12 protein-coding genes and 1 pseudogene are annotated in these 13,767 nt (G+C 74.5%); 6 read left to right on the top strand and 7 right to left on the bottom strand.

Going from position 1 to position 13,767, the window contains the following annotated elements:
• Window positions 1–174 precede the first annotated feature (174 nt).
• From C5508_RS20725 to C5508_RS12535, 3 genes and pseudogenes are all read left to right on the top strand, one after another.
• Window positions 175–744: pseudogene (locus C5508_RS20725) on the top strand (alpha/beta hydrolase family protein); the annotation flags it as partial.
• A 336-nt stretch (window positions 745–1,080) separates the two neighbouring features.
• Window positions 1,081–1,533 (top strand): cupredoxin domain-containing protein, encoded by a 453-nt coding sequence (locus C5508_RS12540; RefSeq protein WP_104525281.1) that lies wholly within the window; start codon window positions 1,081–1,083, stop codon window positions 1,531–1,533.
• Window positions 1,533–1,913, top strand: a complete 381-nt coding sequence (locus tag C5508_RS12535) for a hypothetical protein (RefSeq protein WP_104525280.1) — start codon at window positions 1,533–1,535, stop codon at window positions 1,911–1,913. The genes C5508_RS12540 and C5508_RS12535 overlap by 1 nt, the downstream gene beginning before the upstream one ends.
• A gap of 45 nt (window positions 1,914–1,958) precedes the next feature.
• Here the strand turns inward: C5508_RS12535 and xylA are convergent, their stop codons facing one another.
• The gene (xylA, locus tag C5508_RS12530) at window positions 1,959–3,122 is read right to left on the bottom strand and encodes a xylose isomerase (RefSeq protein WP_104525279.1); all 1,164 of its coding nucleotides are present in this window, start codon (window positions 3,120–3,122) and stop codon (window positions 1,959–1,961) included.
• Between the two features lie 65 nt (window positions 3,123–3,187).
• Window positions 3,188–4,465, bottom strand: a complete 1,278-nt coding sequence (locus tag C5508_RS12525) for an ROK family transcriptional regulator (protein ID WP_104525278.1) — start codon at window positions 4,463–4,465, stop codon at window positions 3,188–3,190.
• Window positions 4,466–4,642: 177 nt separating this feature from the next.
• On the opposite strand from C5508_RS12525, the gene C5508_RS12520 reads away from it, so the two are divergent.
• The gene (locus tag C5508_RS12520; RefSeq protein WP_104525288.1) at window positions 4,643–6,061 is read left to right on the top strand and encodes an FGGY-family carbohydrate kinase; all 1,419 of its coding nucleotides are present in this window, start codon (window positions 4,643–4,645) and stop codon (window positions 6,059–6,061) included.
• An 86-nt stretch (window positions 6,062–6,147) separates the two neighbouring features.
• Here the strand turns inward: C5508_RS12520 and C5508_RS12515 are convergent, their stop codons facing one another.
• Window positions 6,148–6,783 (bottom strand): alpha/beta fold hydrolase, encoded by a 636-nt coding sequence (locus C5508_RS12515; protein ID WP_157944084.1) that lies wholly within the window; start codon window positions 6,781–6,783, stop codon window positions 6,148–6,150.
• 115 nt (window positions 6,784–6,898) lie between these two features.
• On the opposite strand from C5508_RS12515, the gene C5508_RS12510 reads away from it, so the two are divergent.
• Window positions 6,899–8,329, top strand: coding sequence for an NAD(P)/FAD-dependent oxidoreductase (locus tag C5508_RS12510; RefSeq protein WP_104525277.1), 1,431 nt, complete (start codon window positions 6,899–6,901; stop codon window positions 8,327–8,329).
• Between the two features lie 77 nt (window positions 8,330–8,406).
• Window positions 8,407–9,729 (top strand): DUF2254 domain-containing protein, encoded by a 1,323-nt coding sequence (locus C5508_RS12505; protein WP_104525276.1) that lies wholly within the window; start codon window positions 8,407–8,409, stop codon window positions 9,727–9,729.
• Window positions 9,730–9,732: 3 nt separating this feature from the next.
• Here the strand turns inward: C5508_RS12505 and C5508_RS12500 are convergent, their stop codons facing one another.
• The 4 genes from C5508_RS12500 to C5508_RS12480 form a co-directional block, all read right to left on the bottom strand.
• Complete coding sequence (locus tag C5508_RS12500; protein WP_104525275.1) at window positions 9,733–10,413, bottom strand: alpha/beta hydrolase; 681 nt, start codon at window positions 10,411–10,413, stop codon at window positions 9,733–9,735.
• Complete coding sequence (locus C5508_RS12495; RefSeq protein WP_198598051.1) at window positions 10,410–11,705, bottom strand: erythromycin esterase family protein; 1,296 nt, start codon at window positions 11,703–11,705, stop codon at window positions 10,410–10,412. Before C5508_RS12495 ends, C5508_RS12500 begins: the two co-directional genes overlap by 4 nt.
• 34 nt (window positions 11,706–11,739) lie before the next feature.
• Window positions 11,740–12,546, bottom strand: a complete 807-nt coding sequence (locus tag C5508_RS12490) for an SDR family oxidoreductase (protein ID WP_104525274.1) — start codon at window positions 12,544–12,546, stop codon at window positions 11,740–11,742.
• 269 nt (window positions 12,547–12,815) lie between these two features.
• Window positions 12,816–13,739 carry a hypothetical protein gene (locus tag C5508_RS12480; RefSeq protein WP_104525285.1) on the bottom strand — a complete coding sequence of 308 codons (924 nt, stop codon included), beginning with the start codon at window positions 13,737–13,739 and terminating at the stop codon, window positions 12,816–12,818.
• Window positions 13,740–13,767 lie beyond the last annotated feature (28 nt).

Here is a 13,767-nt window from a genome sequence, read left to right as displayed (position 1 = left end):
CATCGGCACCGACGACGCCACCGCAGTCGCGGCGGCGCTCACCCTCCCCCGCTGACGTGCGCTCCCTCCCCGTGCAGGTGTCCGGCCCGGCGCCTCTGGCCGGCACGCTGACGCTGCCCGACACGCCCCCGCCCGCTCCCGCCGTCCTGCTGGCGGCCGGCTCCGGCCCGCTCGACCGCGACTCCAACCACCGACGGGGCGCGCTTCGACGTCACCCGGCAGCTCGCGTGCGCGCTGGCCGAGGCGGGGATCGCCTCGCTCCGCTACGACAAGCGCGGGGTCGGCGGGAGCCCCGGCGACTGGCGCGCCGCCGGCCTCCAGCACAACGTCGACGACCTCGGCGCCGCACTGGAAGCCCTGCGCTCCCGGCCGGAGGTCGACGGCGACCGCGTGGTGGTCGCCGGGCGCAGCGAAGGCGCGATCCTGGCCGCCTCACTCGCCGCGGGCGGCGCGCCGGTGGCCGGCCTCGTGCTGCTCGCGATGAGCGCGACCCCCGGGAGCTGCTGCGCTGGCAGGCCCGCCAGATCGCGCCCACGCTGCCGGCCCCGGTGCGCGCGCTGCTCCGCCTCCTGCGCGTCGACCTGGAGAAGAAGGTGGCGGCCAACCACGAGCGCATCCGGGCCACCACCACCGACGTCGCCCGGATCGGAGGGGCCCGGCTCAACGCCCGGTGGTTTCACGAGTTCATGGCTCACGACCCGCGTGAGGACCTGCGCGCCGTCACGATGCCGGTTCTCGCGCTGACCGGCGCCAAGGACCTGCAGGTGAAGCCGGACGACCTCGCCGTCCTCGCCGCGACCGTGCGCGGCCCGGTGGAGACCCACCTGGTCCCCGAGCTGACGCACACGCTGCGTCGGCAGTCCGGCGCCGCCTCGCTGAGCGCCTACAAGAAGGAGCTGCGCTCCCCGGTCGACGCCGAGGTCCTCGGCATCGTCACCGACTGGTGCGGCGGGCTGACCCATCCGGATCGGCCCCCGCGGACGAACGCCTGACATCCCGGGCGACCCGAGTCACCGCTGCGGGGTGAGCGGGGCCCGCGCGCAGCCCAGCGGGTGGGCCCGCCGATCCGAGGAGTGCCCCATGTCCCGCACCTCCCACCGCCCCCGCCGCATCGCCGCGGCTGCCCTGCTCTCCGGCGCCCTCGCGGCGGTCTCCGCCTGCAGCGGCGGCATGGACGGCACCGACGCCGCCCCCCGGTCGAGCGAGGCGTCCGCACCGGCGACGAGCTCGGGTGCTGCCGGCTCGGAGAGCGCCGTCCAGACCATCACGGCGACCGAGGACGACTTCAGCATCGCCGTGGCGGAGCAGGAGCTCAGCGCCGGCAGCTACGAGATCGAGGTCGTCAACGACGGCAGCGCCACCCACGACCTGGTGGTGGAGCGCGACGGCGAGGACGTGGCTGCCTCCGACATCCTGGGACCGGGCGAGTCGGCCACCGTCACCGTCGACCTCGAGGCCGGTGAGTACGTCTTCTACTGCTCCATCGGCAACCACCGCTCGATGGGCATGGAACTGACCGTCCAGGTCACCTGATGGCCCTGGTGTGGCCGCTGCGCCTGATCGGTGCGGTGCTTCTCGCAGCGATGGCCTGGATCCACGCCGACCTGTGGGGGGACGGCTACCGCGACATCGCCGTCGTCGGGCCGGGCTTCCTGGCCAACGCCGTCGCCGGGTTCGTGCTCGCGGCGCTGCTCCTGCTCCCTGTGGGCGGCCTGCTGCGCTGGGTCGCCGTCGCCGGCGCGCTGGCGGCCGCGGGAAGCCTGGCGGCGCTGGTGCTCTCGACCACCGTGGGGCTGTTCGGCTTCGTGGAGAGCACCGCGGCGCCGCTGTGGTGGGAGACGTTCTGGGTCGAGGTCGCCGCGATCGTCGTCCTCACCGTGCTGGCCGTCGGAGCGAGCCGACGGCGGGCCTGACCGGAGCGGGCGGGCCGTGACCCCGCCCGCCCGCTCCGGTGCGGCTCAGCGGACGCCGAGCAGGTGCTCCATCGCCAGCTGGTCCAGCCGCTCGAACTGCAGGCCACGGGCGCCGAGGGTCTCGGGGTCGTGGGCCTCGTCGCGCAGGGCGTCCAGCGACTCGCCCTCGCCCAGGGTCGAGACGGCGAGCTCGGCGACGCGGGCTGCCTCCAGCGCCTCGGCGACCTCCGGGTCGGCCCGGAACGCCTGTGCCTTCTCCTTGAGGATCAGGTAGTTGCGCATGCAGGCGCGAGCGGTCTCCCACACGCCCTCGATGTCCTCGGTGCGCGGCGGCTTGTAGTCGAAGTGCAGGTAGCCGTCGTAGGCCTTGCCGGAGCCCGCGCCCAGCAGGGTGTCCACGGTCCAGAAGGCGCCGCGCAGGTTGCCCGCACCGAAGCGCAGGTCCTGGTCGAAGCGCGGGCCGTGCTGGCCGTTGAGGTCGACGTGGAAGAGCTTGTCGTGCCACAGCGCCTGGGCGATGCCCTGGGCGAAGTTCAGCCCGGCCATCTCCTCGTGCCCGACCTCGGGGTTGAGGCCGACGCGGGTCGGCTCCTCGAGTGAGTTGATGAAGGCGATGGCGTGGCCGATGGTCGGCAGCAGGATGTCGCCACGCGGCTCGTTGGGCTTGGGCTCCAGCGCGAAGCGCATGTCGTAGCCCTTCTCCCGCACGTAGGAGCAGAGGACGTCCAGGCCCTCCTTGTAGCGGTCGAGCGCGGCGGAGACGTCCTTGCTGCCCCCGGACTCCGCACCCTCGCGACCGCCCCACAGCACGTAGGTCTTGGCGCCCAGCTCGGCGGCCAGGTCGATGTTGCGCAGCACCTTGGCGATCGCGTACCGGCGGACGGCGCGGTCGTTGGCGGTGAAGCCGCCGTCCTTGAAGACCGGCGCGCCGAAGAGGTTGGTCGTGGCCATCTCGACGCCCATGCCGGTCTCGGCGAGCGCCTTCTTGAACCGCTCGAGGGTGGCGTCGCGGGTGGCGTCATCGGGAACGAGGTCGTCGTCGTGGAACGTGACCGCGGCGGCACCCAGCTCGGCGAGCCGGTGCACCGACTCCACCGGGTCGAGCGCCGGGCGCACCGGGCCACCGAAGACGTCGACTCCCTGCCAGCCCACGGTCCAGAGGCCGAAGCTGAACTTGTCGTCCGCGGTGGGCGTGTAGCGGTCGGTCATGGGTGGTTCTCCGTCCGGGTCGGGCGTGGACACCAGGTCGACGACCTGGTGGATGAGCGGGTTCGTCAGCGGGCAGCCGCGGGGCCGAGCAGCGGTTCGGCCACGAGCGTGGGGTCGTCGAAGACCGACTCGAGGGCGACGTGCGCGCCGCCCCGGACGGCGGCGGTGAAGCCGAGGGTGGAGAGCACGACGCGCGCTCCGGCCATGCCGGGGCCGAGCACCCGCGCGTCGAGCTCGGCGAGCAGCGGTTCCATCAGGAAGTTGCCCAGCACGGCGAAGTAGCCGCCGAGCAGCACCACCCGGGGGTTGAACACGTTGATCAGCACAGCCGCCCCGGTGCCCAGCGAGGTGCCGACCTGGCGGAGGGCGTCGAGCGTCCGCCGGTCGCCGGCCTGCGCACGCCGGGCCACCTCCGCCAGCCGGGTCTCGAGGTCCCGGCCGGGATCGCGCACGGGGTCGCCGGGATCGGCGGCCGCGCGCAGCAGCGCGGCCAGGCCGACGACGGTCTCCCAGCAGCCGCGCCGCCCGCACCCGCAGACGACGTCCGGATCGCCCAGCGACGTGTGGCCGACCTCGCCGGACAGCCCGCCCGCGCCGCGGAGCAGCCGGCCCGCGACGATGACGCCGCCGCCGACACCGACCTCACCGGTCAAATAGACGAGGTCGGGGGTGCGGGCCTCGGCACCCATGGCCCACTCCGCGATCGCCGAGAGGTTGGCGTCGTTCTCCACCCGGATCGGGAAGTCGACGGCGAGCCGGGACCGCAGCCCGTCGAGCACCGCGACGTCGCGCCAGCCGATGTTGGGCGCCAGGGTGACGACGCCGTCGACGCTTCGGACCAGGCCGGCGACCGCCACGGTCGCCCCGGTCGGCCGGGCGCCGGCCTCCCCCGCCGCGGTGACGGCCTCGGTCACCGCGCGCGCCACGGCGTCCAGGGTCTCCTCGGCCCCGAGCGAGGGGATGTCGATGGCGTGCCGGCGCTCGAACAGCACCTCGCCGCGCAGGTCGAGCACCAGGACGGCGACGTAGTCGACGTTGAGCTCGACGCCGATCCCGCAGACGGACCGCCCGTCCAGGTGCACGATGAGGCCGGGGCGCCCCACCGAGCCGGCCCGGTCGACCTCCCCGGCGCTCACCAGCCGCCGCTCCGCGAGCTCGGCCACCAGGCTGGACACGGTGGCCTTGTTCAGGCCGGTCTCCTGGGCGATGCGAGCGCGGGAGCGCGGGCCGTGGTCGCGGAGGTGCCGCAGGACCAGCCCGAGGTTGTTGCGCCGGACGGTCGCCTGGTCGGCGGGGGCACGGCGTTCCGACGAGCCGTCGTAGAGCGGCGGTTCCTCGGCCATGCCCACCTCCTCGCTGCCCGTCCGATATTTGTCGGTTGCGCAAACAAATTAGGGGCGGAGCCGCAGTCGGTCAAGACGAGTCGCTCTCGCGGGGTCCGCAGGAGCCGCCTAAGGTCCCGGACCCATGACCTCCATGTGCTCGCCGCGACCCCGTCCGGCCGCTGCCGGCTCCCCCCGATGACCCTCGTCGCGGGCGTCGACACGTCCACGCAGGCCTGCAAGGTCGTGGTGCGCGACGCCGCGACCGGCGAGCTCGTCCGCTCCGGCCGCGCGCCCCACCCGGCCGGGACCGAGGTCGCGCCGCAGGCCTGGGAGGAGGCCTTCCGGGCCGCGGCCGCCCAGGCCGGTGGGTTGGACGACGTCGAGGCGCTGGCCGTCGGCGGTCAGCAGCACGGCATGGTCTGCCTGGATGCCGACGGCGAGGTCGTCCGCGACGCCCTGCTGTGGAACGACGTCCGCTCCGCACCGGCCGCGGCCGACCTGATCCGCGAGCTCGGCGACGGCGACGAGGGCGCCGGGCGGCGCGCGTGGGCCGACGCCGTGGGCCTGGTCCCCGTGGCGTCGTTCACCGCCACGAAGCTGCGGTGGCTGGCCGATGCCGAGCCCGCCAACGCCGACCGCACCGCCGCCGTCTGCCTTCCCCACGACTGGCTCACCTGGCGGCTGTCGGCCGACCGCGACCTCGGCAGCCTGGTCACCGACCGCGGCGACGCCAGCGGCACGGCCTACTGGTCGGCGCGCACCGGCGAGTACCGGCTCGACCTGCTCGAGCACGCCCTGCGCGGGCGCCGGCCCGCCGTTCCCCGGGTCGCCGGACCGGCCGAGCGCGTCGGCACCCTCGCCGACGGACGCGCGGTGCTGGGCCCCGGCACCGGCGACAACGCCGCCGCGGCGCTGGGCCTGGCCGCCCGGCCCGGCGACGTCGTCGTCTCCATCGGTACCTCCGGCGTGGTGTCCGCGGTGACGCCCACCGCCGTCGCCGACGTGACCGGCACCGTCGCCGGCTTCGCCGACGCCACCGGAAACCACCTGCCGCTGGTGGCCACCATGAACGCCGCCCGGGTGCTCGACGCCGCCGCGGCACTCCTCGGCGTCGACCACGCGACGCTGTCGGACCTGGCGCTGTCGGCCCCCTCGGGCGCCGCCGGGCTGGTGCTCGTGCCCTACCTGGAGGGCGAGCGGACGCCGAACCTGCCGAACGCCACGGGGTCGGTGCACGGCCTCACCCTGCGGTCCTCGACGCCGGCGCACTGGGCCCGGGCCGCGATCGAGGGGCTGCTGTGCGGGCTGGCCGACGGCATCGAGGCCGTCGTCGCCCAGGGGGTCGCCGTGGAGCGGGTGCTGCTCATCGGCGGCGCGGCCCGCTCCCCCGCCGTCCAGCAGCTGGCGCCCGGCATCTTCGGCCGACCGGTGCTCGTGCCGCCGCCGGGCGAGTACGTCGCCGACGGTGCCGCGCGCCAGGCGGCCTGGGTGCTCTCGGGTGCAGACGCCGCTCCTGAGTGGGCCCAGCCGGGGCTGCAGGAGTTCGACGCGGCACCGGCGGCGCACGTGCGCGAGCGCTACGCGGAGGTCCGGGGCCGCACCGACGGCCAGTAGAAGGACCACCCTTCTCCCCGCACCTCGCAAGCTCGGCGCGGGTCCCTGAAGGGTGGCCGTTCCAGCACGTCACCAGGGCCGTTTCCTCACGTCATGTGGCGGAGGACGTCCACGATCTCGGTGGGGTGGGTCTGCGGGGTCATGTGCGCCGCGCCGGGGAGTTCGACGAGCTCCCCCCGCGGCGCCGCGGCCGCGACCCGCCGAGCCCAGTCGTCCGGGCAGAGGGCATCACGGCTGCCGCGCACGACGACGACGGGCACCGGCAGCCCGACCAGCCGCGCCTCGATCCGGTCGGGTGCGGCCGTCCGCCACAGCGCCGCCATGGCCCGAGGGCCGGTGTGCCACCACTGCCGCAGGACCAGCGGCACCTGCCACCACGGCTCGGCTCCCGCGGTCCGCAGCCAGCGCCACGCCAGCACCCGGAGCGGGCGCGTCCGGGGATCGGTGGTCGGACCGCACAGCACGACGCCGGTGACCCGGGGGTCGTGGGCCGCGGCGGCCACCACCTGGCAGCTCTGCGAGTGGCCCACCAGGACGACCGGTCCGCCGGGCAGCGCGGCGCGCAGCTCGGCGGCGAGGTCGTCGAGGCCCGGGACCGGCTCCGGTCGTCCCATGCCGGGCAGCAGCACGACCTCGCCGGGCGAAATCTCCCGCAACCGGCGAGAGGAACGTTCATCGAGCCCCAGACCGGGAACCAGCACGACGGACACCGGAGCAGGCACCCCGAGGGGTCTACCGGGCCGGCGCCGCCTCCGCGAGCCAGGCGGCATGCACTGTGAGCTGCATCTCGCCGGGGTGCGCAGGCAGGCTCGCGCCCGAGTGGGAGGATAAATCATCATGACGACATCACCAGCGCAGGCAGACGTCCCGAGCTTCCCGACCGGCGGCCGGCCGCGCGTCGTCATCGTGGGTTCGGGCTTCGGTGGCCTCTTCGCCGCCCGGGCGCTCGCGAAGGCCCCGGTGGACATCACGCTCATCGGCAAGACGGCCCAGCACCTGTTCCAGCCCCTGCTCTACCAGGTGGCCACCGGCATCCTCTCCGAGGGCGAGATCGCCCCGGCCACGCGCGAGATCCTGCGCCGGCAGAAGAACGCCCGCGTGGTGCTCGGCGAGGTCACCACCATCGACGTCGACAACCGCACCGTGACCTCGGAGATCCTCGGGCGCGCGACGGTGTACGAGTACGACGAGCTGATCGTGGCCGCGGGCGCCGGTCAGTCCTACTTCGGCAACGACCAGTTCGCCGAGTTCGCGCCCGGCATGAAGAGCATCGACGACGCCCTGGAGCTGCGGGGCCGGATCTTCGGCGCCTTCGAGCTCGCCGAGATCGCCACCGACCCGGCCGAGATCGACCGGCTGCTGACCTTCGTCGTCGTCGGCGCGGGCCCCACCGGCGTGGAGATGGCCGGCCAGATCGCCGAGCTGGCCCGCCGCACGCTGCGCCGGGACTTCCGCAGCATCAACCCGACCGGCGCACGGGTCGTCCTGCTCGACGCCGCCCCCGCCGTCCTCCCCTCCTTCGGCAAGAAGCTCGGCGACCGCGCCCGCCGCCAGCTCAACGAGATCGGCGTCGAGGTCCAGCTCGGCGCGATGGTGACCGACGTCGACGCCGACGGGCTCGAGGTCAAGGACTCCGACGGCCAGGTCCGCCGCATCCAGGCGGCCACCAAGATCTGGGCCGCGGGCGTCCAGGCCAGCGGCCTCGGCCGGATCCTCGGGGAGCAGACCGGGGCCGAGGTCGATCGCGCCGGGCGCATCTCGGTGCAGCCGGACCTGACGCTGCCCGGCCACCCCGAGATCCACGTCGTCGGCGACATGATGGCGCTGACCAAGCTGCCCGGCGTCGCCCAGGTGGCCATCCAGGGCGGGCGCTACGCCGCGGAGACCATCAAGCGGCGGGCGACCGGCAAGGCTCCGCAGCCGAAGCCCTTCACGTACTTCGACAAGGGCTCCATGGCGACGATCTCGCGGTTCTCCGCCGTCGCCGACATCGGCAAGTTCAAGTTCAGCGGCTTCATCGCCTGGGTGCTGTGGCTGGTCGTGCACCTCATGTACATCGTGGGCTTCAAGAGCCGGGTCACCACCGTCCTGCACTGGATGGTGAGCTTCCTCGGCCGGGGCCGTTCGGAGCGCGTCGCGACCCAGCAGCAGGTGTACGGCCGGCTGGCGCTGGAGGCGCTGGGCAACGGCTGGGAGGTCTCCAAGACCGGCGGCCCGAAGAACACCTCTCCGCAGGGCGGGGACCCGACCAACCGGGAGTCGGCCTGATCCCTCGCAGGCATCGGCCGGACCGGCCCGGCCGATGCCATGCGTGCACCACCCCGGCAGCGGGGTAGGCGCCGCACATGGCAGGTCGTCGGGGACAGGAGAGTGCCGCGCGGTCCCGAGGGCCGCTGTGGTTCTGGCCGGCCGTCAGCGGCTCGGTCGCGACCGTGGCGGGGTGGGCCCTCGGCATGGTGGAGCCGCGCGGCGGGTTCCTCGCCGCTCTCTGGCCGGCCGACACCAGCGCCGCCGGATCGCTGCTGCAGATGGTGGCCACGGCCGCGGTCACCATCGCGACCCTGACGTTCAGCATCACGATCGTGGCCCTGCAGCTGGCCTCCCAGCAGTTCTCCCCCCGGCTGCTGCGCGACTTCGTCCGCGACGGCGTCACCAAGCGGGTGCTGTCGATCCTGGTGGCGACCTTCGTCTTCGCGGTCTCCGGCCTGCGCGGGGTGAACAGCTCCCAACCGGTGCCGACGCTCGTGTGCCTGGTCGCGGCGCTGCTCGGCGTCGCCTCCGTGGGCGCGCTGCTGGCGTTCATCAGCCACATGGCCCGGATGCTCCGCGTCGACACCATGATGACCCGGGTGCACAACGACGCCCGCCGGGCGATCGAGACCTTCTACGGTCCCTACGACGGCCACGGGCAGCGGTCGCCCGACGAGCTGGACCTCGACGCGAGCCAGGGACGACTGGTCTGCGCGTCCGGCAGCGGCTTCGTCGAGGTGCTCGACGTCGGCACGCTCGTGGCCGCGGCAGGGGACCACGACGGGCTCGTCCGCATCGAGGTCCGCCCCGGTGACCAGGTCACGATCGGCACGCCGCTGGCGACGGTGTGGTGCCGGTCCGAGGAGCTCGACGACGCCGTGCACGCCGCCGTCGTCCTCAACAACGAGCGCACGATCGACCAGGATGCCGGGTTCGGGTTCCGGCAGCTCGAGGACATCGCCGTCAAGGCCATGTCGCCGTCCATCAACGACCCGGTCACGGCGGCCACGGCGATCGGTCACATGGCCGATCTGCTGGTCAGGCTCGCCGGCCGCCACCTGGGCGCGACGCTGCACGAGGACGAGGACGGTGTCGGCCGGGCGATCGTCCCCGACCGGGACCTGCGGTACTACCTGGAGCTGGCTGCCGGTCAGGTCGCCCGGTTCGGCGCGAGCGAACCCACGTTGATCGCCGCCCTGCTGCGCATGCTGCGCGACGTCGCCGTCGCCTGCCGGGACGACCACCAGCGGGCCGACGTGGCCCGGGTCGCCGACCTGGTCGCCGGCGAGTGGTCCGGAGACTGGGGCCCGACGGACACCGGGATGGTCCGGCACCACCGGGAACAGGTCACCGCCGCCCTGGAGGGACGGACCACCGACGCCTTCGCCGACCGGGCCGGCGAGACCCGCTCCATGTGACGGTCAGGCCGGGCCCAGCCACCAGTCCAGCGCGTCGGTGACCCCGACCGGCCGCACGACGTGCCCTCCGTCGAACTCGTCGTAGGTGACGTCGAACCCGGCACCACCGAACACCGCCGCCAGCCGCCGGCCACAGCGATCGACGGGAAGGACCCGGTCACCGGTGCCGTGGGTTATCCAGATCCGCGGCCGGCCGACCTGCACCGGCGGCCCGGCGAATCCCGGGGAGAAGGCGAGCACGGCGTCGAACAGGTCGCCGTTGGCCGGGCCGATCGACAGGGCGTAGGACGCCCCGTCGGAGAAGCCGCCGACGGCGCACCGGGAGACCGCCACATGCCGGGTGACCTCGCCGAGCGCTGCGTCGAGGACGGCGACGTCGCGGCCCAGGCCGCCGGTGATGAGGTCCCAGGTGGCCGCTGCCGAGCGCGGCGCCAGCACCAGGACGCCGCGTTCCGCCGCCGCCTGCCCCACGGCCCCCAGGCTCTGCCGCGGCTCCCCGCCGGCGCCGTGGAAGAAGACCAGCAGCGGCCGCGGGGACGGCTCCCCCGGCGGGACCGCCAGCAGCACCTCGGCTCCGCCGCCCAGGTCGAGCTCGTGCACCCCGGCCGGCCACGGGTCGCCGAGCGGCGTGGCCGTGGGACGGCTGTCGAGACGGCCCGACGACGCGGACCCGGGCGCGCTCATGCGCCGAACGCCGCGACGGGCACGTGCTCGTCGGCGTTTTCGAGGTGGAGCGGCCGCAGGGGCGTCGTGTCCTCCAGGTGGAGGAACGCGTCGTACCGGTCGCCCAGGACCGTGGGCACGTAGTTGCCCCACGTCTCCCGCGACGGCCGGTAGACCACGCCGATGGCCCGGTGGTCCAGCCGGCGGCGGAGCCACCCGGGCCGCTCGCCGCGCGGGAACACGAACAGCGCGTCGTCGGCCACGGCGTCGTGGATCCGGGCCTCCAGGCTCCCGGGACGCGCCGGGGGCACGGTCATCGGCTCCATCTGCGCGCCCCACTCCGTGCCCGCGATCACGCCGCCCCGGTACCCGCCGAAGCCGACCAGGACGACGTCGTCGGTGCCGTGCCGCTCGCGCAGCAGCTGACCGACGTTGGTCATCCCGTGGTCGGCCATGTCGGTGGCGCGGGCATCGCCGATGTGGGTGTTGTGCTCCCACACCACGACCTTGGGGCCGGCGTGGTCGAGCAACCGGTCGAGGGTGTCGGCCATGTGCACGTCGCGCACGTTCCACGACTCCGCCGAGCCCCGCACCATGGCCCGGTAGTACCGCTCCGCGTCGACCACCACCGCGGCGTTCTGCTCGGCGGAGAACCGCGCCTCCGCGTCGGCCTCCGCCTCGGCGTTCCCGCGCTCCTCGCACAGCGAGCGGAGGAGGTCGACCGCCGCCTGTTCGCACGACGTGGGGGCGAACCGGCCGGCGAAGGCGTACTCGGCGCCGTCCTCACCGAAGGGCTCGAAGCAGGCCAGCGCCCGCTTCGCGTGCTCGACGTGGTCGGGCTCGTGCTCGGCGAGCCAGTCGACCAGCGCGTGCATCGAGTCCCAGAGGCTGTAGACGTCGATGCCGTAGAAGCCGATCCGGCGGTCCTCGGGCAGGGCCGCGTTGTGCTGCCGCAGCCAGCGGCAGAACTCGACGACGTCGTCGTTGGCCCACATCCAGGTGGGCCACCGGGAGAAGGCGTCGAGTGCGTCGCGCGGGTCCTCGTCGGCGCCTGGGCGCAGCCGCACGCTGCGGTTGACCCGGTAGCAGTCGGGCCAGTCCCCCTCGACGGCGACGCCGGTGAAGCCCTTCTCCTCGACCAGACGGCGGGTCAGGGCCGCACGCCAGGCGTAGTACTCGTGGGTGCCGTGGCTGGCCTCCCCGATCGCCACCACGCGGGCGTCCCCGATCCGCCGCATCAGCGGATCCAGGTCCGCGGAAGTCCGCAGCGGCCGGGCCAGGGCTCGGATTTCCTCACCCATCGGCTCGGTCATACCGGCTCCTCCCTGAGTGGATGGCCGCCGCGGCTCAGCCGCGGCGCCACTCGTCGTTGTCGAGATGGGAGCCGGCCATCGGACCCATCTGCAGCATCCCGCCGTCGACGGCCCACGAGGCTCCCGTGACGTAGCCGGCGGCCGGAGAGGCGAGGAAGGCGACGACGGCGGCCACCTCGTGGGCGTGCCCCGGCCGCCGCAGCGGCACACCTGGGCGCTCGTGCCCGCCATCGGTCGGGTCCTCGTCCTCCTGGCCGGTCATCGCGGTGGCGATCTCGCCCGGGGCGACGGAGTTGACGGTGATCCCGTGCTCGGCGAGCTCGAGCGCCGCCACCTTGGTCAGCAGCCCCAACCCACCCTTGGCCGCGCAGTAGCCGGCCGCCCCCACCCGGGGGGCGTGCTCGTGCACGCTGGTGATGTTGACGATCCGGCCGCCTCTCCCGGCGGCCACCATCCGCTGGGCGGCCCGCTGCAGGCACAGGAAGGCGCCGTCGAGGTCGGTGGCCAGCACCTCGCGCCAGGTGCCGAAGTCCAGGTCCAGCAGCGGGGTCATGTGCCCGGTGCCCGCGACGTTGACCAGGACGTCGACGCCGCCCAGGGCCTCGGCGAGCTCGTCGACGACGTCCGCGGCGTCCGGCAGCCGGGTGAGGTCCAGCTGCCACACCTCGGCCCGGCGCCCGAGTGCCCGGACCTCCTCGGCCGTGGCCTCACCCGCCTCGCGGTCCTGGAACCAGGTGATGCCGACGTCGCAGCCCTGCTCGGCGAGGGCCACCGCGGTCGCCCGTCCGATGCCCGACTCCGACCCGGTGACGATCGCGATCCGCGCACGCTCCGCTGTCATGGCCCCACGCTAGGGGCGCGCGGTGTCCTCCGCAGCCGCTCGGGCGTATCGCCCGCTGCACTCCGCCAGCAGGTCGCGCAGCGCTGGCGGGGAGACCACGGTGAACTTCCCCGTGGTTCGAGCCGGGGGCGCACCGCTCGGCCCGCCGGGTGTTCCTGCACATCGTGGCCGAGACCGCCCAGCACGCCGGCCACGCCGGCCACGCCGGCCACGCCGGCCACGCCGACATCCGGCGGGAGTTGCTGGATGGGCGGAAGACGACGGGCTGACTACTCCTCGGTCAGTTCCGCCACCCGGGCGCGCGCGGCGTCGCGGACCGCGGCGGCGTCGGCCGCCTCGCGCTCGGCGGTGCCGCGCCGGCGCTCGGCGCGCTTGAGCCCCGCGTCGGCCTCGGCGGCCTGCTCCTCCGCCTCGGCCAGCTGCTCCGCCAGCTCGGCGACGCGGGCGCGGGTCCGGACGTGCCGGTCGTCGGCGGCCTCGGCCGCCCGCTGCTCCTCCTCGGCCGCGGCGCGGGCCTCCGCGGCGGCGCTCTCGGCCTCCTCCAGCGCCTGCCGGGCCTCGGCCAGCTCTCGTGCCCGCCGCTCCTCCGCCTCCTGCCGACGGCGCTCCTCCTCCGCCCGGCGACGCTCGGCCGCGCTGCCGTCGCGGGGCTTCGGCGCCGGCGCGCGCTCCGCCGCAGGCTTCGGCGGGTGGACCAGCCGGAGGTCCGCCCGTGCACCGGTCGCCCCCATGCCGCTGTAGGACATGGCGGTGGTGAGCCGGCCGGCCAGCAGCGCGCGACCGGCCTCGGGATCGGCCATGGCCGCGCGCAGGGTGTCCTCAACCTGACCGGACACCGCGGTGCTGACGGCGTGTCCGCTCTGCCGGCCGAGGGCGGCCGCCTGCCGGGAGAGCGCGGCGACGAGCTGGGAGCGTTGCCGGTTGAGCGCCTTGAGCTCGTCACCGGCCAGGGTGGACTGGGCGTCGCGGAGCAGGTCACCGAGCTCCACCAGGCCCTCGATCTCCTCGCGGTGGGAGCGGACGAGGAGGTTGCAGAGCCAGGCCGCGGTCGACGGCTTGGGCAGCGCGCCGATCGCCTTGGCCACCGCCTTGTCGCCGGCGGCCTTCGCCTCGTCCTGCCGGGCGGTGCGCGCCGCGACGAAGTCCTCGGGCGGCACCTCGTACAGCTCGTCGGCGACGTCGTCCGGGTCCACGCCCTCCACCATCCCCGAATCACACGAT

Origin of the sequence: Blastococcus atacamensis (genome assembly GCF_002938425.1) — a bacterium.
Lineage (GTDB): Bacteria > Actinomycetota > Actinomycetes > Mycobacteriales > Geodermatophilaceae > Blastococcus > Blastococcus atacamensis.
This window is presented reverse-complemented; position numbering and strand designations above follow the sequence as displayed.

Excerpts from the sequence above, each read along its gene's own strand:
- C5508_RS12510 (WP_104525277.1), top strand. The coding sequence starts at position 6,899 with ATGACGACATCACCAGCGCAGGCAGACGTCCCGAGCTTCCCGACCGGC.
- C5508_RS12525 (WP_104525278.1), bottom strand. The coding sequence starts at position 4,465 with ATGGCCGAGGAACCGCCGCTCTACGACGGCTCGTCGGAACGCCGTGCC.
- C5508_RS12495 (WP_198598051.1), bottom strand. The coding sequence starts at position 11,705 with ATGACCGAGCCGATGGGTGAGGAAATCCGAGCCCTGGCCCGGCCGCTG.
- C5508_RS12490 (WP_104525274.1), bottom strand. The coding sequence starts at position 12,546 with ATGACAGCGGAGCGTGCGCGGATCGCGATCGTCACCGGGTCGGAGTCG.
- C5508_RS12540 (WP_104525281.1), top strand. The coding sequence starts at position 1,081 with ATGTCCCGCACCTCCCACCGCCCCCGCCGCATCGCCGCGGCTGCCCTG.
- C5508_RS12505 (WP_104525276.1), top strand. The coding sequence starts at position 8,407 with ATGGCAGGTCGTCGGGGACAGGAGAGTGCCGCGCGGTCCCGAGGGCCG.
- C5508_RS12520 (WP_104525288.1), top strand. The coding sequence starts at position 4,643 with ATGACCCTCGTCGCGGGCGTCGACACGTCCACGCAGGCCTGCAAGGTC.
- xylA (WP_104525279.1), bottom strand. The coding sequence starts at position 3,122 with ATGACCGACCGCTACACGCCCACCGCGGACGACAAGTTCAGCTTCGGC.
- C5508_RS12535 (WP_104525280.1), top strand. The coding sequence starts at position 1,533 with ATGGCCCTGGTGTGGCCGCTGCGCCTGATCGGTGCGGTGCTTCTCGCA.
- C5508_RS12500 (WP_104525275.1), bottom strand. The coding sequence starts at position 10,413 with ATGAGCGCGCCCGGGTCCGCGTCGTCGGGCCGTCTCGACAGCCGTCCC.